We start from the raw sequence: 19,632 nt of genomic DNA on the forward strand, positions 1-19,632 counted from the left end.
TCCCCTGTTCATCGTGCATAGGCAGTTGTCCTTATCTTTTTCTATTATACTCCGTTTCTCACTGTTGTGTAAAAAATCTTTCTTTTCCATCTCATGATCGTTCTCTTCCGCTCATACGAATGGGATAGATGCAAAACAGCCAAAACGATTGACAAGCGCCGCCAAGGCGGCTAATAATGGACGATGGGACTTTGAATGGAAAGAGGAGAAAGCGATGCGTTCATCCGCTATGCCGGCCATTACGCCGGCGTACGATCCGTGGGAAGCGTACGTTGATCTAGAGGAGTATGGAAAACTGGAACTAACGAACGTCGAGTTGACGACGACAACACTTTGCAATATGCGCTGTGAGCATTGCGCCGTCGGCTACACATTGACAGCGAAAGACCCCGAGACGCTGCCGCTCGAGTTGTTCATCCGCCGGCTTGAAGAAATTCCGCATTTGCGCTCATTAAGCATTACCGGCGGCGAGCCGATGCTGTCGTTAACGTCCGTGGAACAATACGTCGTTCCGCTTCTCCGCTATGCGCACGAGCGCGGAGTGCGGACGCAGTTGAATTCCAACTTGACGCTCGACTTGTCCCGCTACGAAAAGGTGATTCCGTATTTGGATGTACTTCATATTTCCCATAACTGGGGGACGATCGACGATTTCATCGACGGCGGCTTTGCTATGATGGAACGGAAACCGACGCGCGCACAGCGGGAAAAATATTTTCAACGCATGCTCGACAACGCCAAAGCGCTGTCTAAGGCAGGGGTGATCGTGTCGGCGGAGACGATGCTCAACAAGCGGACCGTCCGCCATTTGGAAACGATCCACCGCCAAGTCGTTGAGGAAATGGGCTGCCGGCGGCATGAAATCCACCCGATGTACCCAAGCGATTTTGCGGGCGCCTTAGAGACGCTAAGTCTCAATGAGCTGCGCGCAGCGATCCACCATTTGCTTGACATTCGCGATGAAAACGTTTGGATGTTGTTTGGCACGCTGCCATTTTACCCGTGCAGCGACAACGAAGACGATCTTCGTCTATTGAAGCGGCTGTATGAAAGCAAAAACGTCACCGTCCGCAACGACCCGGACGGCCGTTCGCGGCTCAATGTCAACATTTTTACCGGTGAGGTCATCGTCACCGACTTCGGCGACGAACCGCCGCTTGGCAACATCATTCACGATTCGTTGCCGGATGTGTATGACCAATGGCGGCGCTCGAAACTCGCTAATGAGCTTCTTTGCCACTGCCCGGCGGCGCGCTGCTTAGGACCTAATGTGCTTGTCAAACAAACGTATTACCGCAGCGTTGATTTTACAAAACGGGCGGCGCGTGTCGCACGGTGAAAAAGGTAGATCAAGCGGTTCGTTTCAAGCAAGGTGCGGTCTTTAATATGCTTCATCAGATTTAGCGGGGAGCCCCCATTTCACCGACGAAAGGTGAAGAAGTGGGGGTAGTTGACGCGAAGACATAGGCATTAGAGAAGGTGTCCCATTGTCTCCGGGACACCTTCTTTATCTTGGCTGCTCGCTGACAATATAAGATACATACAGGCGGTCCTGCACCGGAATCCATGCCCCGACCCCTCTTGTCGTGACGTTTTTGACAACGATTTTCTTTTTGTTTCCTTTCAAGACGACATACACTTCCCCGTATGTCACTTTCCCTTTTTCATTCACGGCCGGAGCATACGCATACAAATAGCCCATTTTTTTCGCCGGTACGTTGTACGGCTGATCCTTTTTCGTGCCAAGGCCGACCACGGTGCTGAAAGCGAGCGGCAGGTTTGTTTTTTCCATCGCTTTGTTCAACATCATGCGCTTCACAGCATCCTCATTGGGCACTTTCGCCGTCAAGCCGCCGCGGACATACTTTTGCATTTCCTGTTTGTAATACAGTTTTTGCGCGCCATCGCCGCCGCGATTATCGAGAAAGTTCGTGTTAACCTTTTGGTATTCCCAGTTTGTTGACGTCTCCAGTGACTGGTAGTTGAGCGGCCATTGACCTAAATAAATCGTCGCCCGGTAGCCGACAGCCCACGGGGTATTCGTCGCCGAAGATTCGTTAAAGAGATGGATCAATTCTGGATTCTCGATTTTTACGTTCGCTGATTTCAACAGCTGTTTCGTAAACGAGCTCGGCTCTAAATGCGGCAAATCTTGCGTCGGGTTCGGGTACGTATTTTCTTTTGATATATCGATCACCGTGCCGGGGGCCGGTTTTCCGGAAGCCGCCAATGCCGGGAACGCTGCCGCATACAGAAGCAGTGCGCTCACAAACAGCGAGACTGCCCATTTTTTCATCGCATTCGCTCCTTTCTATCTCATATTCACTGTTATTTTTCGTCAAAACGCACCGTTTATCCGCGGCGGTGAAAATTTCTTCCGTTTCAGCGCCGCACCTCTGTCAAAAAACCCGGGCGCCAACCGCCCGGGTGAATGAGTCAAAGCAAATAAAAACCAATGCCCATAATGAGATAGGCCGCAAGCAGCGTCGCTCCTTCAAACCAGTTCGTATCGCCGTCGTTGGACAATACGACAGCGATGTAAAGCAAAATCATAATGATCGAAATGCCGACACTTAACGCGAGCCGTTCGCCGCCGCCCATTCGCATTGTAAACACTTCCGGAATGACAAACGCGACGAAAATGGCAAACGTCAGCAGCCCGGCGTTATGGCGGGCGTCATAAATATTGAATTCTTGCCGCTTATATTTCAAACCGCCGACAAAGAACGATAACCCGGCAACCAACAGCAAATTCCCCAGCACCGAGCCGGTCAAGGAGGCGAGCACGACATCAACGAGTCCGGCTTGCAAGGCAAAAATCGAGATAATCAACTCGACCGCATTGCCGAAGGTGGCGTTTAACAGCCCGCCGATGCGCGGTCCAGCGACGATCGCCAAGCTTTCCGTCGCCCTCCCCATATAGCTGGCGAGCGCAATAATCGTCAGACAGTACAGCCCAAACATCAAGACGGTCGGCCAGTGAAGAAAGCCGCCGATCACGGACACCGGCACGCCGATCCATGCCATCCAGGCAAACAACCTGTTCATTTGTGTTTCTTCCACCTTTCTCGTCAACATTTTTTCGTTGCGTTGATCGTTGCTTGTATGTACGATAAATACGGGCCGGCCGTTCCGCCGTGAAAAGCCGGATTCCGTTTTTGTTCGCAGGCTGGCCAATTTAAAGAAGTGAGGATGTGACGATGCGTTTCGCCATTTTAACTGCGGTCGTGGCCATCTCCGGCTTGTCCCAAGGGATGCTGCTTCCGTTGTTAGCCATGTTGCTTGATGAAAGCGGCGTCTCTTCGACCATTAATGGAGCGCACGCGGCCGCGCTCTATATCGGTGTGCTTGCCATTTCACCGTTTTTGGAACAACCGTTAGGGAAATATGGATACAAACCTATGATTATCCTTGGTGGTTTTATTGTAATATGTTCACTCGCCCTTTTTCCACTTTTCCCCTCATTTTCCTTTTGGTTTATACTTCGTTTTCTTATCGGGGTGGGCGACCATATGCTTCATTTTGCTACCCAAACGTGGATTACGGACTTTTCGCTGCCGACCGAGCGCGGACGGCGGCTGTCACTGTATGGCCTTGCATTTGGTCTTGGTTTTACAGCCGGTCCACTGCTCGCTTCGCTTGCCTCAATCAACGAGGCGCTGCCGTTTTATTTGGCTGCCCTCCTCAGTTTCGTCGGATGGGTTGCCGTCTTTTGGCTGTCAAATGAAAAGCCGAAGCCGTTCGAACGCTCCGCCTCAGCTGCCGGTCGATGGATCGGTGCATGGAAACATGCATGGCCAGCGCTCTTGCTACCGCTTGCTTACGGCTTTTTGGAAGCGTCCATTCATTCCGTTTTCCCGCTGTACGCCTTGCGTAAGCAGATGAGTGCGGAACAAATCGCCTTCATTTTGCCGTTTTTCTCATTCGGCGGCATCGCCTTTCAGCTTCCGCTCGGGGCGCTCAGCGACCGGTTCGGGAGGCGGGCCGTGATCACTTGTGCCTTGTTGGTCGGCGTCGGCTGTTTTTTGACCGCGCTTACTGTTGGCGCATCCATTGTCGGACTCGCTGCCTGCCTGTTCGCTGCCGGCATGTTTACTGGCTCCCTTTTCTCCCTTGGCATTGCCTATATGACCGACCTGTTGCCGAAAGCGCTCCTCCCGGCCGGCAACTTGTTGTGCGGGATGCTGTACAGCCTCGGCAGCATGGTGGGCCCGCCCCTTACCGGAAGCGCCGTCGATGCGGCAACGAACACCTTTTTCCTTGCGGTCAGCGCCGTTCTCCTCATCCCGGCCGTCTGCCTTGCCGGGCGGCGGGAACAAAAAAAAGCGGCTTGACCGCTTTTTTATTTTTTTGTTTTTTTTGAAAAAATCGTTGACCATTTTGTTTTTTCTGTTATATAATAAAACCAAGATAACAAGTTACTGTTTTAAAACAGAAAAAGGAGTGGCGATGATGAGCAGAGCAGAACGGAAAAATATGATCGAGTTTATCGAAAAAGTGCGGGGGTTGTCGCGGGAACAGCTCGCCTACATGACTGACGCCGAGATCGAGTACATTTACGAGCGGTATTACCACCATCATGAAGAAAGCGTCGAATAAAAAGACTGTTACCGAACCGCCTGTTCTTTGCGAAAAAGGGTGCTCCGGAAAGAGCGCCCTTTTTCAATGGTCACTTTTTGACCGGTTCGGTTGTACAGGTCGTTCGGCGGGGTCGTCTTCGGGATGTGACCATTGTATGAAACAACAGAAAGACGAGTACCACTAGTATTAAAAGTAAAACTTTATTGTCACTCACATATTTTACTACATACCCTGCATAAGGAATCGAATACGCCATTTTTCCGATAATCTGTTTTTCAGTTACTGTTTCAAAATCTGCGTATTCATTTGCATCCCCTTTCAATACAAACCATACTTTTCCATTCTCTTCCTGAACTTGTTGGATACGATGAAGTACGATGGCGTTATTTTTTCGGTATGCCACAATATCGTTTTGTTGCAATGCAACCTGCCCGGCCGGGCGGACAACCACAATCGAACCCGGCTCGATGACAGGGGCCATGCTAGGCGATAAAACAAGATAACTTGACCAGCCGAGCAGAAATGGACCATATACCAATAGCAAAAAAAGGCCGAACAAGGTCGAACCTATCCAGAATACAACATTTATTACGAACCTCATATCCCCTTTATGTTTCGGTCGCTCGCGGGCAAAGCTTCCTTCCACTCGTTTCATCCCCTTTGATATTTCCTCATTTTTCATTCCACAAATTATAAACTGACGATCAGGCGGATTGGAATAACATAACTAAGATTCGTCTCATGATCAGTAATCTTAACCCAGCCAGTGTACTCTCCAACAGGTGCTGTTAAGATAGTGGTGCTAATAGTCGCATCAACTTGAACCGTCTCCCACGGAGCCAAAGTTACTCTGTCCGGGAAACTGATGATACTTCTCAAACTGCCCAAGAGTGGAGCAGAACCGTTCACAACCGACAGGGAAAGAGATTTCGTAACTGCCGATTTGTTTAGAATGCGAATCACATCATCAATTTCCCAAATACTTATAAGAGAAATACTAATCGTTCCAAAATCAGCTGTTGATAGGCTAGCGTTTAACCCTGTCAATATGGGAACATCGCGATTTCTTGGTTGCCTTGCGGTTCCACCTGCTATATTGTAGAAAAAGAATAAATGTTCGCTAGTTGAAATGACATTGCCGGCTAAAGAGGTGGTCACCATCATTTTGGCTTCCGCTGTTTGAAACAACGAAAACAATATGGTGATCATAAACAAAAGTAAACGGGCCACCCGCCTTTTGTTCATTGGGCATCACCCGCTAGTTATTCGTTCGTTCGCCGCCAGGCAACTGCATCGCGTCAAACCGAAATGTCATTGATTCTTGAAGATTTTGAAAGCTGTTATCGGCTTCTTCCGGGAACACCAATTTGAACTGCAAATGATGAGACTGGCCGGCCACAAGCAAAATATCTGAAACAGAAAGCATGCTAATCGGCCCCTCGTAATGAACAGTCCCGGAATCTTGGTCTTTAATTTCAATTTGAAGCCCCTTATCCGTATCTGTCCAAAGGATCGTATTGCCCGGATTTGCCGTTACAGAAATGTTATAGGTAAGATCCACATTTCCGCTATTATGAATTTCTATGGAACGCGTAGCTGTATCCCCGGGAAGAAAATTACTGATATTATAAAGCACTGTCGGGCTGGCAGGTGTCGTAGAAATATCGAGCAAGGCGGAACGTATAATGTTTCCTGTGTTCGAATCGGAGTCCGTGAAACTGGAGTTTATCGGAGCAACCGCTGAAGAGAAAACAATGATCAACATGCCAAACAAAAAGAAGATGCCGCCGCTCATTCTCCCTCCCAACCGGCCGCTGAACATCTTCTTTCCCCCTCCCTCACATTTTTTTTGAATTTTGAACGATGTTAGATCCTTTGCAAACACATCACTGCTTTTTTTCGTCTTGTCAAAATGGCTCCTAGGAAAAACATCCTCCTTTTCCGCACCTTCTCTTTTTAATTGGAATTGATGAATAGATCTTTCTTCCTATCCCCCTTCTATTATACCCAACCTACATAGCCACTGAATTTTGCAACTTTGTGACCAAAATTTACAGCTACATAAAAAGATCCCTAAAGGCCGGTAACCGACCTCTAGGGATCCATTTTTAATGATAGCCGTTTTGGCCGTTGGCGCTGCCGCTCGTTTTATGTTTCGGCCTGTTTTTCCCTTTTTGTTTCGTGCCCCCGTCTTTTTTCGTGTGCTTCGCCATCGTAATCCCCCCTGTATCAAAATCCCCCGCATCGTTACGTTATCCGGTTTACGGATCATTTATACACATCAACGAAGCCGCTTTCTTCCTTCACGTCCACAATCGAAAATGGCGTTCATTTCCCCGCCTAAAACGAGAACCATGCCGGACAAATAAAGCCAAATCATCAGCACGATCATCCCGCCGAGGCTCCCATGCATGGCCGTGTAATTGGCGAAGTGGTTGACATAATAGGCAAATGCCAGCGATGTCGCAATCCAGCCGGCGGTGGCGAATAGGGCGCCACGCACGACATTGACACAGCGCAACTGCTTGTTTGGGGCAAAATAATAAAGGGCAGTAAAGACAGCAAACAGTAGCAGCGAGCTCGTCGTCCAACGGAATGTATTCCATACGGTTAAAAAGTGTTCCGATAACCCTAATGTGGAAAACAAAAACAGCCCGATCATCCGGCCGAATACCGGCAGCACGAGCGCGACGATAATCACGGCGATCATCCCGACCGTCAACACAATCGACAGTCCGCGCGCCACCCAAAACGGCCGGTTTTCCTCCACGTCATAAGCGCGGTTGAACGCCCGCATAATGGCGCCCATTCCGTTTGAAGCGGACCAAATGGCACCGATAATGCTTAACGACAACAGTTTCCCATTTTGCTCGTCCATTAAGTGATGCACATTTGTCTCGATCAGATGAAGCGCCTCCTTCGGCGCATATTGCCGCACAAGCGCAAGCACATCTTCATGTGGAATCGGCAAATACGCCAACAGCGTCATTAAAAACAGCAAAAACGGAAACAGCGACAACAGAAAGTAATACGCCAACTCCGCTGACAGCCGCGGAACTTCATCCTCCGTAAAGCGCCGGGCCAACTCGCGGATGAACGTCATATCCACCAACACGTGTCGCCCTCCTTTTCCGTTTTTTCATCATGTCCTTTCCCTCGGAGTCAGCTGATGGTTGCGGACGATCGTGTCAAGCAAATGTTCGCATCCGGAACGGACAAGATCATATACTTCGGCGAAATTCCCGGTATAATATGGATCCGGCACATCATCTTTTTCCCGATCCGGGACAAAATCGAGCAGCCGGGCGATCACGGCTGCTGAATTTGGCCCAGCCATCCGGCGCAAATCGCTCAAGTTGGCGGCGTCCATGGCGATGATGTAATCAAATTCTGTCAAGTCGCGGCGCCCGACTTGCCGGGCGCGGATACCGGAATAGTCAATGGCGTTCTCGTTCAAAATCCGCCTTGTCCCCTCATGCGGCGGCTCGCCGACATGCCAGCTGCCCGTTCCCGCTGAATCAACGGCAATCTGTCCGTCAAGCCCCCGTTCTTTCACCAAATGACGGAATACCGCTTCCGCCATCGGCGAACGGCAAATGTTGCCGAGGCAAACAAACAACACTTTGATCATCCAATCAACAACCCCTTTCGCTATTTCTATACCGTTTTCCTATCGTTAGTTTTCCCTTTTCATCCAAGCCCCTGACTGCCTCTTTCTGGAGGGGCATGCATATGCATCTACATTTTACCATCCATCGTTGATGCAGGCCATATTGCCTCTCCCTTTTTCCCGGCTCATATGGTACAATGCATGGTAACTTGCCATGGGAGGAATGAAACAATGGACTTGTCGAAACCGTCGATGGAAAACGTCGAATATATAGTTGAGCAACTGAAGAAAAAATTAAAAATGCTCAACATTGATGCGATTAAGCCGTCCCATTTTTCCGAGGCGTGGTATGACGAACTGAAAGACATTTACGACATGGTCATGAAACGTGAAACGTTCAGTCCAAGCGAAATACAAGCCATTGTCGAGGAGCTCGGAAGCCTGCGCAAGCGGTAATCCCCCCTTCTGTCACCGGATGGAAGCGCCGCGAAGCCGCCTTAGTGTATAAAAAAATAATTCCTATCGAAAAACTAGGATTGACATTGGCGACAATTGTGCTAAAATTTTAATCAATTACAACCATTACATACGCTTATCAAGAGTGAGGGAGGGACTGGCCCGATGAACTCCGGCAACCTGCCGTATTTGGCAAGGTGCTAATTCCAGCAAAATGGGATCCATTTTGGAAGATAAGGCGTCTCCGTTCTTCCGCTCTTTCCGAAATGGAAGGGGCGTTTTTGTCGCCACGCTGCTCGCTGCCGGATGAATATCCGACTAATTACGTTGATTTTCTTTGATTTTAAGGAGGGGGAAACGATGCTCACATATGACCGATGGGAAACGGCCGAAAAACCGTCTTTTCCGTCCGATGATGACACAAAAGGGGCGCTGGCTGTCCTCGCTTGGGCGTACCGTGAATACGGCGATGACATTGTGTACGCCTGCAGCTTCGGCATTGAAGGGATTGTGCTCATTGATTTGATCTCCCAGGTCAAGCCGGATGCAGAAATCGTCTTTTTGGATACAGGGCTGCATTTTCAAGAGACGTACGACACGATCGCGAAGGTACAGGAAAAATACCCGTCGCTCCGCATCGTGATGAAAAAGCCGCACTTGACGTTGGAAGAACAGGCTGCGCAATTTGGCGACGAATTATGGAAGCGCGATCCGAACAAATGCTGTGAGCTGCGCAAAGTCATTCCGCTGCGGGAAGTCTTGACCGGAGTCACCGCTTGGATTTCCGGCTTGCGCCGCGAGCAGTCGCCGACCCGGAGTCATGTCGAGTACATCAATAAAGACGACAAGTTCCGTTCCATTAAAGTGTGCCCGCTCATTCATTGGACGTGGAAAGATGTTTGGAATTACGTGTATAAACACGGCCTTCCGTACAACGTGCTCCATGACCAGGGCTACCCGAGCATCGGCTGCGCCCCGTGCACGGCGCCGGCATCAGACCCGAACGATTTGCGCTCCGGGCGCTGGGCCGGCCAGGGGAAAACGGAGTGCGGGCTCCATCTCACATAGGGGGAGAACAATGATATGCTCCTTGCCATTGCCTTTATTGTATCTTTTTTCTTCGCCATGAACATCGGGGCGAGCGGCGCGGCCGCCTCAATGGGTGTCGCCTACGGATCAGGCGCCATTCCGAAAAAATCGGTGGCCCTCCTTCTTTGCGGCATCGGCGTGTTCCTCGGCAGCCTCGGCGGCGGAGAAGTGGTGAAAACGATCGGGTCGGGCATTATTCCGTCTTCGATCCTCACCGTCAAAATCGTTGTCATCATTTTAACGGCGGCGGCTATTTCACTCTTTGCGGCGAACATCATGGGCATTCCGCTCTCGACGAGCGAGATCACCGTCGGATCCGTCGTCGGCGTCGGCATCGCCTATCAGGCGGTGTACTTTCACAAACTGCTGTTTATCATGTCGGTATGGGTCGTGATCCCGATCATCGCCTTTTCGTTTACACTGGCCGTCGGCAAATGGTTTTTGGCGCTCAAGCGAAAGTACCCGCAACTTGAACAAGGGCGCTGGCAAAAAACGTTCATGGCCTTGCTCGTCATCACCGGCTTTCTCGAGGCGTTTTCCGCCGGTATGAACAATGTGGCCAACGCCGTCGGGCCGCTTGTCGGGGCCGGGCTGATGGCGGTCGGGCCGGCAACTATTTTCGGCGGCTTGTTCGTCGCCGCCGGTGCCCTCTTGCTTGGACATCGTGTTTTGGAAACAAATGGGAAGAAAATCACGAACTTCTCCCCGTTTGAAGGGAGCGCCATTTCCGGCACGGGAGCCGTGCTCGTCATCATTTCGTCGCTGTTTGGTTTGCCTGTTCCGCTTACGCAGATTACGACATCAGCGATCATCGGCATCGGAACAGCGAAAAGCGGGATGTCGATTTGGCAAAAGCGGATTGTTGCACAGCTATTAAAAGTATGGTTTGTTTCACCCATCTTTTCCCTTGTCATTTCGTACAGCCTTGTGAAGCTGTTGCTTGACAGCGACGTTTACACGGTGATCGCCATCTTCAGCGTCTGCCTGGCGACGCTTGGCGTCATCAGCTTGAAAAAAACGGTCGCCGAAGAAGAGCGTTCGCTTCACGAACATGGCGGCGGCATTTAATGAACATCTATTAATCTAGGAGGTTATGAACATGAGCTTAAGCATTCCGCATGGCGGCACATTGATCAACCGTTGGAATCCGGATTACCCAATCGATGAAGCAACGAAAACGATCGAGCTTTCCAAAGCCGAACTAAGCGACCTCGAGCTGATCGGCACAGGCGCCTACAGCCCGCTCACCGGCTTTTTAACGAAAGCAGATTACGACGCGGTCGTGGAAACGATGCGCCTCGCTGACGGCACCGTCTGGAGCATCCCGATTACGCTGGCGGTGACGGAAGAAAAAGCGGGTGAACTCGCTGCCGGCGACAAAGCGAAGCTCGTTTATGACGGCGACGTCTACGGCGTTATTGAAATCGCCGATATTTACCGCCCGGATAAAACGAAAGAAGCCAAGCTCGTCTATAAAACCGACGAACTCGCTCACCCGGGCGTGCGCAAGCTGTTTGAAAAACCGGATGTGTACGTCGGCGGAGCGGTTACGCTCGTCAAACGGACCGACAAAGGCCAGTTTGCTCCGTTTTATTTCGATCCGGCCGAAACGCGGAAACGATTTGCCGAACTCGGCTGGAACACAGTCGTCGGCTTCCAAACGCGCAACCCGGTTCACCGCGCCCACGAATATATTCAAAAATGCGCGCTTGAAATCGTTGACGGCTTGTTTTTAAACCCGCTCGTCGGCGAAACGAAAGCGGACGATATTCCGGCCGACATCCGGATGGAAAGCTATCAAGTGTTGCTTGAAAACTATTATCCGAAAGACCGCGTTTTCTTGGGCGTCTTCCAGGCCGCGATGCGCTACGCCGGGCCACGCGAAGCGATTTTCCATGCCATGGTGCGGAAAAACTTCGGCTGCACGCACTTCATCGTCGGCCGCGACCATGCGGGCGTCGGCAACTATTACGGCACGTATGATGCACAAAAAATCTTCTCGAACTTTACGGCCGAAGAGCTTGGCATTACACCGCTCTTTTTCGAACATAGCTTTTATTGCACGAAATGCGAAGGCATGGCATCGACGAAAACGTGCCCGCACGACGCTCAATATCACGTTGTCCTTTCCGGCACGAAAGTCCGCGAAATGTTGCGCAACGGCCAAGTGCCGCCGAGCACGTTCAGCCGTCCGGAAGTGGCCGCCGTCTTGATCAAAGGGTTGCAAGAACGCGAAGCGGTCACCCCGTCGACACGCTAAAGGAGGAGCGAGATGAGCACGAATATCGTTTGGCATCATACATCGGTGACAAAAGAAGATCGTCGCCAACGCAACGGTCATCATAGCGCCATCCTTTGGTTCACTGGCCTGTCCGGATCCGGCAAATCGACGGTGGCGAACGCCGTCTCCAGACGGCTGTTTGAGCTTGGCATTCAAAATTACGTGCTCGATGGCGACAACATCCGCCACGGGCTCAATAAAGACCTCGGTTTTTCCGCCGCCGACCGGACGGAAAACATTCGCCGCATCGGCGAAGTCGCCAAATTGTTTGTCGACAGCGGCCAGTTCGTATTAACAGCGTTTATTTCGCCATTTGCTGAAGACCGGGCGCTCGTCCGCCGCTTGGTCGAAGAAAATGAGTTTATCGAAATTTACGTCAACTGCCCGCTCGAGGAGTGCGAAAAGCGCGACCCGAAAGGGCTGTATGAGAAGGCGCGACGCGGAGAAATCCGCGAATTCACCGGCATCGATTCGCCGTATGAAGCGCCGGAAGCCCCGGAGCTGACCATTGAAACACACCGCTATTCGGTTGATGAATGTGTCGAGCAAGTGCTCGCGTATTTGCGGGAGCGCGGATTCATCCCAGCGGTGGAAACGAACTGACGATGCCGTGTCTCCCACTCGAAAAAAGAGGGGGAGACGATTTTACAAAGTCGTTTTCGTGCCAAGGCGGGCTGTTTACAATAAAAGCAACCACATTCACTCAAGCCGCCTAAAGACGGTGACCGGCAAGCAAGCTGGATTATGCAAGAAAGGGCTGAAACAACGATGGGGAAAGTATATTTGGTCGGCGCCGGCCCCGGCGATCCGGAACTCATTACCGTCAAAGGATTGAAATGCATCCAACAAGCAGACGTCATTTTGTACGACCGCCTCATTAATGAAGACTTGTTGGCGTATGCTAAGCCGGATGCTGAGCTCATTTTTTGCGGCAAGCTACCCGGCTATCATGTCATGCAGCAAGAAACGATCAACCGTTCGCTCGTTCTGCATGCCAAAAAGGGAAAAACGGTCGTCCGTTTAAAAGGGGGCGATCCGTTTGTGTTCGGGCGCGGCGGTGAAGAGGCAGAGGCGCTTGTTCAACACGGGATCGAGTTTGAGATCGTTCCCGGCGTCACGTCAGCCATCGCGGCAGCCGCTTATGCCGGCATCCCTGTTACCCATCGCGAGTTCAGCTCCAGCGTCGCCTTTGTCACGGGTCATCGCCGCGACGGAATCCGCGAAGACATCAAGTGGGAAAGCCTCGCCAAAGGCATTGATACGATCGCCATTTACATGGGCGTTCACAACTTGCCGTACATTTGCGGCCAGCTGATCAAATACGGCAAAGCTCCGGACACGCCGGTGGCGGTCATTCAATGGGGAACGACGTCAAGCCAGCGCACCGTCACCGGCACGCTGGCGACAATCGCTGCCGTTGCCGCCAAAGAACATATCGAAAATCCAAGCATGATCATCATCGGGGATGTCGTCCGGCTGCGCGCCAACATTCAATGGTTTGAGCGGCTGCTGTCATCGTCGGCAGCCGCCGGCGCCACCTCGTGAGGCAATGGCGATGGAAGCTGTTTTGTATGTCGGCCATGGCAGCCGGGTTCCGGCTGCGCACCAAGAAGCGGTCCGCTTCGTTGAACAATGCAAGGCGGCGATCGACATCCCGATTCAAGAGCTGTGCTTCGTTGAGCTGACCGAGCCGGATATTGTGACCGGTGTTGATCTCTGTGTCACCCAAGGGGCTACTCGTGTGATTGTCATCCCGTTGCTGCTTCTATCCGCCGGCCATGCCAAATACGACATTCCGGCTGCGCTTGAAGCGGCGAAACGGCGCCATCCGTCTTTGGAGATCGTCTGCGGGGCGCCGTTTGGCGTCCATGAGACGATGATCGACATCATCATCGACCGCATCGGCGAGCAGCCGGCGCCGCTTGATCGCGAATCCATGGTCCTTCTGATCGGCCGCGGCAGCAGCGATCCGGATACGAAGCGCGACATCGCCGCCATCGCCCGGCGCTTGCAAGAAAAAACGAACGCGCCGCACGTGGATGTTTGCTTTCTCGCCGCCATCCACCCGACGCTTGACGAAGGGCTCGAACGGGCGAGCGCATCCGGATACCGGCACGTGTTTGTCGTCCCGTATTTGCTGTTTACCGGCCTCTTAATGAAAACGGTCGAACGAAAGCTGCGGACGCTGCCTGTTTCCCATCAGCAGTGGCATTTATGCTCATATTTAGGGTATCATCCGCGGCTTGTAACGCTCATTCAACAACAAGTGCAGTCGCTGTCGGCAGCGAAAAAAGGAGCTTGAGCAGACAAGCTCCTTTTTTCATGGTATGATGGAAGCGAAGCGACCGCAGTGAAGGAGGGCTTCATCATGATGAAGCGGGTTCATGTCATGGTCGAAGGGCGCGTGCAAGGCGTCGGGTTTCGCTATTTCGTCCAACACGAGGCGCTCAAACGCCAGCTGACCGGCTGGGTGAAAAACAATGATGACGGGACAGTGGAAATGGAAGCCCAAGGGCATGAAAGCGCGCTCCAACTGTTTTTGGATACGATTGAAGCCGGCACGATGTTTGCCAAAGTTTCCCGCATGCACGTCGAGCCGCGCCCCGTCCGCCCTGACGAAACAAAATTCCGCATTATGTACGGAAATGGCGTTTGACCGACGCGCCACTAGCAGTCAGCCTAAGCGGGTTCTCAGTACGGCCGCTTTCCGTCTGCCAGCAAGCGCTTCCTCCGCTCCTTTTCACCCGAGGAAAAAAGCGGGACAGCCGTCCGTTTGCTTAAGCCGGCCGCAAATGCGGCGCCGCATATTGAAAACACGTCTCCAAAATGGCCGTATTTGCGCGCTCATTTTTTTGCTGCGCTTCACGGCAAAATGGATGGAATACATCGACAGCGGCCTGCGGATATTCCCCGCATATGTCCACGCCGAGCACTTTTTTATAGAATAGTAGAAGGCGCAAACAAGCGAGCAGCCGGGAAAGCGGCATCACCCCTTGGTCCCAGTTCGTCACAGCGTCTTCACGGCGAAGCGCATCTTTATCAATGCTGATATAGACGCTTCCGGTCGGAATGACGTCCAAAAGCGCCTTCGGCCATTCATCGTGATTATCGAAAGGAAGAACTGTAATTTTTGGAGATAAACGGAGATGACTTGGAGAAAGTGACGGGCCGACAATAACGACTTTTTGCAGCTGCGGATGTCCGAGTGCGTAAGCCACCCACGAGCCGCATGAAATGAGGCGGTCGCTCCCTCCTTCGGCATCCGTATGGTGGTCAAACAAGACGAGCGTAAACGGCTCTTTCATCTCCTTTACGAGCAAATAGCTCACATAATGGAAGTTGCCGTTCCCGATTAAAACCGCCCCGCGCAGCCGCCGACGGCCCAGCCGCCGTTCAATTTCCGCAAGAGCTGCCTCGCTGCAATACAAATTCGTCTCCGGCACATCCGACATATCGATCCATTCGTGCGGAAAACGGAACAATCGCTTTTGCGGCCGGTGAGTGCCGTCAAAATTGAGCATCGTGACACCATTGCCTTGAAACCCCATTTCTCCTCACCTTTCCTTTCGCTGAATCGTTGTTCAACGCCTCTAAGGTGCGGATGAGTCCAAGATGTGTTCGTCTTCATTATACAATGAAAGACGAAATATTTCCGTTCCTATGCCTTGGTCATGTACAATATATAGAAAACAGCTAAAGGAGGGACCCCGCGTGCAGCCGATTGACGCCGCCGCTGTTCAAGAGGCGCTGGACCGCTTCACCAATCGCGACGTATACATCCATTTAGAAACGACGAACGGGGCGTACGCCTCTCATCATAACGAACGATTTTTTTCCGCCGGCGCTTACATCCGCAACGCCCGCATCCGCTTCACCCGCGGCAAAATCACCGGCCCAGGGCCGTATCGTGTCGGGCTGAAGCTTCAAATCGGTTGGGTGTACGCCGAAGGACTCACCCATTGGGAATGGACGAACGAAGGGCAGTTGTTGTTGGCCGGACACGATTACGAAGGGAAACTGGCTGTCGCCCTTGAGCTGAGCGACACGCCGTTCGCATAAGGAGGGGCTTGCGATGAAGGAACGACACGTACTTGTTGTGTTTCCCCACCCGGATGATGAGGCGTTTGGCGTTTCGGGCACCATTGCCCAGCATGTGCAAATCGGCACACCGGTGACGTACGCCTGCCTGACGCTTGGCGAAATGGGGCGAAATATGGGCGTGCCCCCGTTTGCCAACCGTGAAACGCTTCCGCTCATCCGCAAGCAGGAGCTGGAAGAAGCGTGCCGCGTTCTCGGCATTCGTGATTTGCGCTTGCTTGGATATCGCGATAAAACGGTCGAATTTGAAGATGAAAACGAGCTTGCTGACCGGATTGCCGCCATCGTGGCGGAAACGAACCCGTCGCTCGTCATTACGTTTTACCCCGGCTACAGCGTTCACCCTGACCATGATGCATGCGGCGCTGCGGTCATCCGCGCCCTAAAACGCCGGCCAAAAAACGAGCGGCCGACCGTCCATTGTGTGGCCTTTGCGAAAAACTGCGAACAAGATCTTGGCCAACCAGACGTCATCCGCGATGTCAGCCCGGTGATCGAGACGAAGCTGGCCGCCATCCGCGCCCACCGTTCACAAACCGAGGGGCTGATGCAGGCGGCCTCCAAGCGCGGCGATGCGCTTGCTTGGCTGAAAACAGAGCGGTTTTGGACGTATCGGTGGGATGATTAGCCGGTCGGACACCGATTTGAACGGGGGAGGAATTTCATTCTGGCCCCCTATTTTCTTATTGAGCACAATTCCATTGTTCCAACACACGCAAACATCGCCGCTCGGCCAAGCAGTTGCTATCTTCATCTATAGCCAAACGTTCGCTTCTTCGGCCAATTCCCCCTTCAACACAGTGACCGCTTTTCCTTCAAGATGCACCCTCTCCCCCGCCATCGTCACCCGCACAATACCGCCGCGGGATGAAACTTGATGGCCCACCAGCGTCGTTTTTCCGAATCGGTCCGCCCAATACGGCCCAAGGCAGCAGTGCGCCGAGCCGGTGACCGGGTCTTCCGGCACGCCAATGGCTGGAAAAAAAGCCCGCGACACAAAGTCCACTCCTTCCGTCATCGAGCGGCTTGTTACGATCACACCGCGGGCATCCACTTGTTGAAGCAAGTGAAAATCCGGCTGCAGCTCATGCACGATTCGTTCCGAATCAACTTCCACTAAATAGTCAAACCGGTTTCGCCCGATAAACAGCGGCTTTACCGCCAAGGCGTCGGTGAGCTCAGCAGGGGGCGACTCGTCCAACATTGGCGCTTCATTCGGAAAATCAAGCCGAATCCAGCCATCGTTGTTGACAGCCGTCAACACCCCGCTGTTTGTGAAAAAGGCGATCGCTTCATTCGCGCGGCACTCCCCCCGTTCCCACAGCACATGGGCGCTCGCCAATGTCGCATGCCCGCATAAATCGACTTCGGCTTTGGGCGTGAACCAGCGCAGGCGGTAACCGCCCTCGTGCGAAACTACAAAGGCCGTCTCGGACAAATTCATTTCTGCGGCAACACGCTGCATCCACTCATCACGAGCCGGATGCGGCAGCAGACAGACAGCCGCCGGGTTGCCGGCAAACAGCCGGTCAGTGAACGCATCAACAATGTACATCGAAATCCTCATCATTCCCATCCCTTCTTTCCCGGTTTCGTTCTTTTTCTTTCGTCAACAGGTGAGCGAACTTCTCATCCCAACGGCCGTTTTGCCGGAATTCGTCGGCCGCGAGCGCCCGAAACAACCGCTTTCGTGCGGCATCGTCCGCCACCTCACGCAAAATGACATCGCGGGCCTTCTGCAAAAACTGAAGATACGTCCCATACTCGTCTCCGTATTGCTTCTCAAGCTCGCTCCGGATGCGGCGAGCCACCGTCGGGCTCGCCCCTCCGGTCGATACGGCAATCGTCAGCGGGCCGCGGCGGACGACAGCCGGAACGTGAAAATCGCACCGTTTCGGGTCATCGACGATATTCAACAGCTGGCCTGATCCCGCTGCCTGCGCCACCGCTTCGTTCACATTCCGGTCGTTTGTCGCCGCGATGACAAGAAACGCTCCTGCCAAGTCGTCTTCAGCAAACGTCTTCTGACGCCAAACGATCTCTCCTTTGGCCGCGAGCGCTTCAATGTCCGGCACCGCCTCCGGGGCGACCACCACAACGTCCGCTTCCGCTTCGAGCAAGCCGTAAACTTTCCGCGCCGCCACTTGGCCGCCGCCAATGACGACCGCGCGGCGGCCGCGCAAATGAAGAATAACCGGATATCCCACGGCGCAACCCTCCCATTCCATCATCATCAGGCAGACTGAATCGTTTTCTGCGCACAAACAGGCGCGATCTTGCCCGACTGCCTGCCTTGGCTGGCAAACAAAAGGCGTTCCCAGCCAAAAGGTAAAAAAAGAAGCCGTGCATCGGACACGGCTTTTTCCTTGATTATATCACCCTTGTTTCACTTCTTGAAGCCATTGGGACAATCGTTCGTTTTTCTTTTTCATATGCTCAAGCCATTGCGGAAGCAGCTTTTTCATCGCCTCCTGATCGTTGTTCTCCATCGCCTGTCTCGTTTGTTCATGAAGCTGATGAAGCTGTTGTTTTTCTTCTTTCGTCATCCACCGTTTCTTTTTATGTAACTGTTTCAACTCCTGTTTAAACTGTTCCTTCGTGATTTTTTTATTGGCCAGCTGATCGATGAGCCGGTCAAGCGCCGCTTCGCGCTCTTTTTTCATCTTTTTACACTTTTCTTTGATGGCCTGTTTCACGTTCTCGTCGTTCAGCTGCTGACGCAACGCTTTCCGCTCATCGAGCACTTTTTTCCATTCATCTGCCTGTTCAGGCGTATAAGTTTGAACCATCTCCATCCACTTTTGTTCGTCCAGCCCGTCATGCTTCCACATATGGCCGATCGGCAAATGAACATCAACGGCTTCATGATGACCGGCAGCCACCCATGACGGCATCGCCAGCACGAGTGAGGCAAAAAAGGCAACCCATACTTTTTTCACCATCTTCACTCCTCTTCTTTTCATTTCGCTCACGATCATCAACGGCTAGGCAGCTGGGACCAATCATTGCTTTTGCTCTTCTTCGCGCCTCCTCCTTTCCAACCATTGACTCCTTCCCTATTTTCCCCGTTTTTTGAATATCCTTGCATAAAAAATAAGGGGCTCGCAAAAAACCGAGTCCCCTTATTGTTATCGGAAGAAACCGTTTAGCGGAATTTTTCCTCAATGCGCCGCCCATAGTCGCGCAGCGCCTTCGAGTTTGTCTGTTGGCGCTTTTTCATTAATTCAGCAAAGCGAAGCTGTTTTTCCGTCCATTTTTTCGTAAGTTCCTGCTTTTTCTCGTCATCCTCACAACAGCGCAACAAATCTTCGAGCGTCATCAGCTCTTTGCGCAGTTCGGTTTCCTCGGTCACATACCCGGCGTTTTTCAGCAGCAAATACCCGAGCCGCAACTCTTCCGGGATATGGGAGATGTCCTCAAGCTCAAGCGGTTTGCCGAAACCGGGCAAATGGTCAAACTCGCCGTTTTTCATTGCTTCGCGGATTTTCTCCTCGGCGATGCGCCAAAATCCGTCCAT

Annotated in this window: 24 protein-coding genes, 1 pseudogene and 1 riboswitch; of the genes and pseudogenes, 13 read left to right on the forward strand and 12 right to left on the reverse strand. The window is 52.3% G+C overall.

Translation table 11 applies throughout. The features are described 5' to 3' along the window. Positions 1 to 214 precede the first annotated feature (214 nt). Positions 215 to 1,339, forward strand: coding sequence for a radical SAM/CxCxxxxC motif protein YfkAB (yfkAB, locus tag ACTVDO_RS12945; protein ID WP_442901678.1), 1,125 nt, complete (start codon positions 215 to 217; stop codon positions 1,337 to 1,339). A 168-nt stretch (positions 1,340 to 1,507) separates the two neighbouring features. Here yfkAB and ACTVDO_RS12950 read toward each other — a convergent pair whose 3' ends face one another. Both ACTVDO_RS12950 and cax read right to left on the reverse strand, forming a co-directional pair. Further along, positions 1,508 to 2,296 carry a YfkD family protein gene (locus ACTVDO_RS12950; protein ID WP_442901679.1) on the reverse strand — a complete coding sequence of 263 codons (789 nt, stop codon included), beginning with the start codon at positions 2,294 to 2,296 and terminating at the stop codon, positions 1,508 to 1,510. Positions 2,297 to 2,526: 230 nt separating this feature from the next. Further along, a pseudogene (gene cax / locus ACTVDO_RS12955) lies at positions 2,527 to 3,048 on the reverse strand (calcium/proton exchanger); the annotation flags it as partial. A gap of 152 nt (positions 3,049 to 3,200) precedes the next feature. Here cax and ACTVDO_RS12960 point away from each other — a divergent pair. Continuing rightward, a complete protein-coding gene (locus ACTVDO_RS12960; protein ID WP_020958645.1) occupies positions 3,201 to 4,334 on the forward strand; it encodes an MFS transporter in 1,134 nt (377 codons plus the stop codon). A gap of 118 nt (positions 4,335 to 4,452) precedes the next feature. After that, positions 4,453 to 4,599: a BH0509 family protein gene (locus ACTVDO_RS12965; RefSeq protein ID WP_041267834.1), complete on the forward strand. Its 147-nt coding sequence runs from the start codon at positions 4,453 to 4,455 to the stop codon at positions 4,597 to 4,599. 70 nt (positions 4,600 to 4,669) lie between these two features. Here ACTVDO_RS12965 and ACTVDO_RS12970 read toward each other — a convergent pair whose 3' ends face one another. The 5 genes from ACTVDO_RS12970 to ACTVDO_RS12990 all read right to left on the reverse strand — a co-directional run bounded on the left by ACTVDO_RS12970 (position 4,670) and on the right by ACTVDO_RS12990 (position 8,212). Beyond that, positions 4,670 to 5,227 (reverse strand): signal peptidase I, encoded by a 558-nt coding sequence (locus ACTVDO_RS12970; protein ID WP_020958643.1) that lies wholly within the window; start codon positions 5,225 to 5,227, stop codon positions 4,670 to 4,672. Between the two features lie 44 nt (positions 5,228 to 5,271). Then, positions 5,272 to 5,826 (reverse strand): hypothetical protein, encoded by a 555-nt coding sequence (locus tag ACTVDO_RS12975; RefSeq protein ID WP_020958642.1) that lies wholly within the window; start codon positions 5,824 to 5,826, stop codon positions 5,272 to 5,274. 13 nt (positions 5,827 to 5,839) lie between these two features. Then, entirely contained in the window at positions 5,840 to 6,403 is a 564-nt protein-coding gene (locus ACTVDO_RS12980) for a TasA family protein (protein WP_020958641.1), read from the reverse strand. Positions 6,404 to 6,862: 459 nt separating this feature from the next. Then, on the reverse strand, positions 6,863 to 7,684 hold the full coding sequence (locus tag ACTVDO_RS12985; RefSeq protein WP_420480332.1) for a YihY/virulence factor BrkB family protein: 822 nt from the start codon (positions 7,682 to 7,684) through the stop codon (positions 6,863 to 6,865). Between the two features lie 39 nt (positions 7,685 to 7,723). Further along, positions 7,724 to 8,212 (reverse strand): low molecular weight protein-tyrosine-phosphatase, encoded by a 489-nt coding sequence (locus ACTVDO_RS12990; protein ID WP_442901680.1) that lies wholly within the window; start codon positions 8,210 to 8,212, stop codon positions 7,724 to 7,726. A 210-nt stretch (positions 8,213 to 8,422) separates the two neighbouring features. On the opposite strand from ACTVDO_RS12990, the gene ACTVDO_RS12995 reads away from it, so the two are divergent. The 8 genes from ACTVDO_RS12995 (at position 8,423) to ACTVDO_RS13030 (ending at position 14,673) form a co-directional block, all read left to right on the forward strand. Continuing rightward, a complete protein-coding gene (locus ACTVDO_RS12995) occupies positions 8,423 to 8,647 on the forward strand; it encodes a DUF1128 domain-containing protein (protein ID WP_020958637.1) in 225 nt (74 codons plus the stop codon). A 133-nt stretch (positions 8,648 to 8,780) separates the two neighbouring features. Further along, positions 8,781 to 8,887: riboswitch (SAM riboswitch) on the forward strand. A gap of 120 nt (positions 8,888 to 9,007) precedes the next feature. Beyond that, on the forward strand, positions 9,008 to 9,715 hold the full coding sequence (locus tag ACTVDO_RS13000) for a phosphoadenylyl-sulfate reductase (RefSeq protein WP_023817456.1): 708 nt from the start codon (positions 9,008 to 9,010) through the stop codon (positions 9,713 to 9,715). A 15-nt stretch (positions 9,716 to 9,730) separates the two neighbouring features. Then, entirely contained in the window at positions 9,731 to 10,804 is a 1,074-nt protein-coding gene (locus tag ACTVDO_RS13005; protein ID WP_442901681.1) for an inorganic phosphate transporter, read from the forward strand. A gap of 31 nt (positions 10,805 to 10,835) precedes the next feature. After that, positions 10,836 to 11,996, forward strand: coding sequence for a sulfate adenylyltransferase (gene sat / locus ACTVDO_RS13010; protein WP_442901682.1), 1,161 nt, complete (start codon positions 10,836 to 10,838; stop codon positions 11,994 to 11,996). A 12-nt stretch (positions 11,997 to 12,008) separates the two neighbouring features. Then, entirely contained in the window at positions 12,009 to 12,620 is a 612-nt protein-coding gene (cysC, locus tag ACTVDO_RS13015; protein ID WP_442901683.1) for an adenylyl-sulfate kinase, read from the forward strand. A 165-nt stretch (positions 12,621 to 12,785) separates the two neighbouring features. Continuing rightward, complete coding sequence (cobA, locus tag ACTVDO_RS13020; protein ID WP_041267833.1) at positions 12,786 to 13,562, forward strand: uroporphyrinogen-III C-methyltransferase; 777 nt, start codon at positions 12,786 to 12,788, stop codon at positions 13,560 to 13,562. Between the two features lie 10 nt (positions 13,563 to 13,572). After that, positions 13,573 to 14,319, forward strand: coding sequence for a sirohydrochlorin chelatase (locus ACTVDO_RS13025; RefSeq protein ID WP_020958631.1), 747 nt, complete (start codon positions 13,573 to 13,575; stop codon positions 14,317 to 14,319). Between the two features lie 69 nt (positions 14,320 to 14,388). Continuing rightward, positions 14,389 to 14,673: an acylphosphatase gene (locus tag ACTVDO_RS13030; RefSeq protein WP_063211836.1), complete on the forward strand. Its 285-nt coding sequence runs from the start codon at positions 14,389 to 14,391 to the stop codon at positions 14,671 to 14,673. 121 nt (positions 14,674 to 14,794) lie between these two features. Here the strand turns inward: ACTVDO_RS13030 and ACTVDO_RS13035 are convergent, their stop codons facing one another. Further along, the gene (locus ACTVDO_RS13035) at positions 14,795 to 15,565 is read right to left on the reverse strand and encodes an arginase family protein (RefSeq protein ID WP_442901684.1); all 771 of its coding nucleotides are present in this window, start codon (positions 15,563 to 15,565) and stop codon (positions 14,795 to 14,797) included. Between the two features lie 163 nt (positions 15,566 to 15,728). Here ACTVDO_RS13035 and ACTVDO_RS13040 point away from each other — a divergent pair, with 163 nt between their 5' ends. After that, on the forward strand, positions 15,729 to 16,076 hold the full coding sequence (locus tag ACTVDO_RS13040) for a YojF family protein (protein ID WP_442901685.1): 348 nt from the start codon (positions 15,729 to 15,731) through the stop codon (positions 16,074 to 16,076). Positions 16,077 to 16,089: 13 nt separating this feature from the next. Next, a complete protein-coding gene (gene bshB2 / locus ACTVDO_RS13045; RefSeq protein ID WP_020958627.1) occupies positions 16,090 to 16,743 on the forward strand; it encodes a bacillithiol biosynthesis deacetylase BshB2 in 654 nt (217 codons plus the stop codon). A 126-nt stretch (positions 16,744 to 16,869) separates the two neighbouring features. Here bshB2 and ACTVDO_RS13050 read toward each other — a convergent pair whose 3' ends face one another. The 4 genes from ACTVDO_RS13050 to ACTVDO_RS13065 all read right to left on the reverse strand — a co-directional run bounded on the left by ACTVDO_RS13050 (position 16,870) and on the right by ACTVDO_RS13065 (position 19,632). Then, the gene (locus ACTVDO_RS13050) at positions 16,870 to 17,682 is read right to left on the reverse strand and encodes a PhzF family phenazine biosynthesis protein (protein WP_442901689.1); all 813 of its coding nucleotides are present in this window, start codon (positions 17,680 to 17,682) and stop codon (positions 16,870 to 16,872) included. After that, positions 17,657 to 18,322 (reverse strand): precorrin-2 dehydrogenase/sirohydrochlorin ferrochelatase family protein, encoded by a 666-nt coding sequence (locus tag ACTVDO_RS13055; RefSeq protein ID WP_020958625.1) that lies wholly within the window; start codon positions 18,320 to 18,322, stop codon positions 17,657 to 17,659. The genes ACTVDO_RS13050 and ACTVDO_RS13055 overlap by 26 nt, the downstream gene beginning before the upstream one ends. Positions 18,323 to 18,490: 168 nt before the next feature. Beyond that, a complete protein-coding gene (locus tag ACTVDO_RS13060) occupies positions 18,491 to 19,054 on the reverse strand; it encodes a hypothetical protein (protein ID WP_041267831.1) in 564 nt (187 codons plus the stop codon). Positions 19,055 to 19,260: 206 nt separating this feature from the next. Continuing rightward, positions 19,261 to 19,632: a DnaJ family domain-containing protein gene (locus ACTVDO_RS13065; RefSeq protein WP_020958623.1), complete on the reverse strand. Its 372-nt coding sequence runs from the start codon at positions 19,630 to 19,632 to the stop codon at positions 19,261 to 19,263.

It is taken from the genome of Geobacillus sp. BK01 (assembly GCF_052220245.1).
In the GTDB taxonomy this organism is placed as follows: domain Bacteria; phylum Bacillota; class Bacilli; order Bacillales; family Anoxybacillaceae; genus Geobacillus.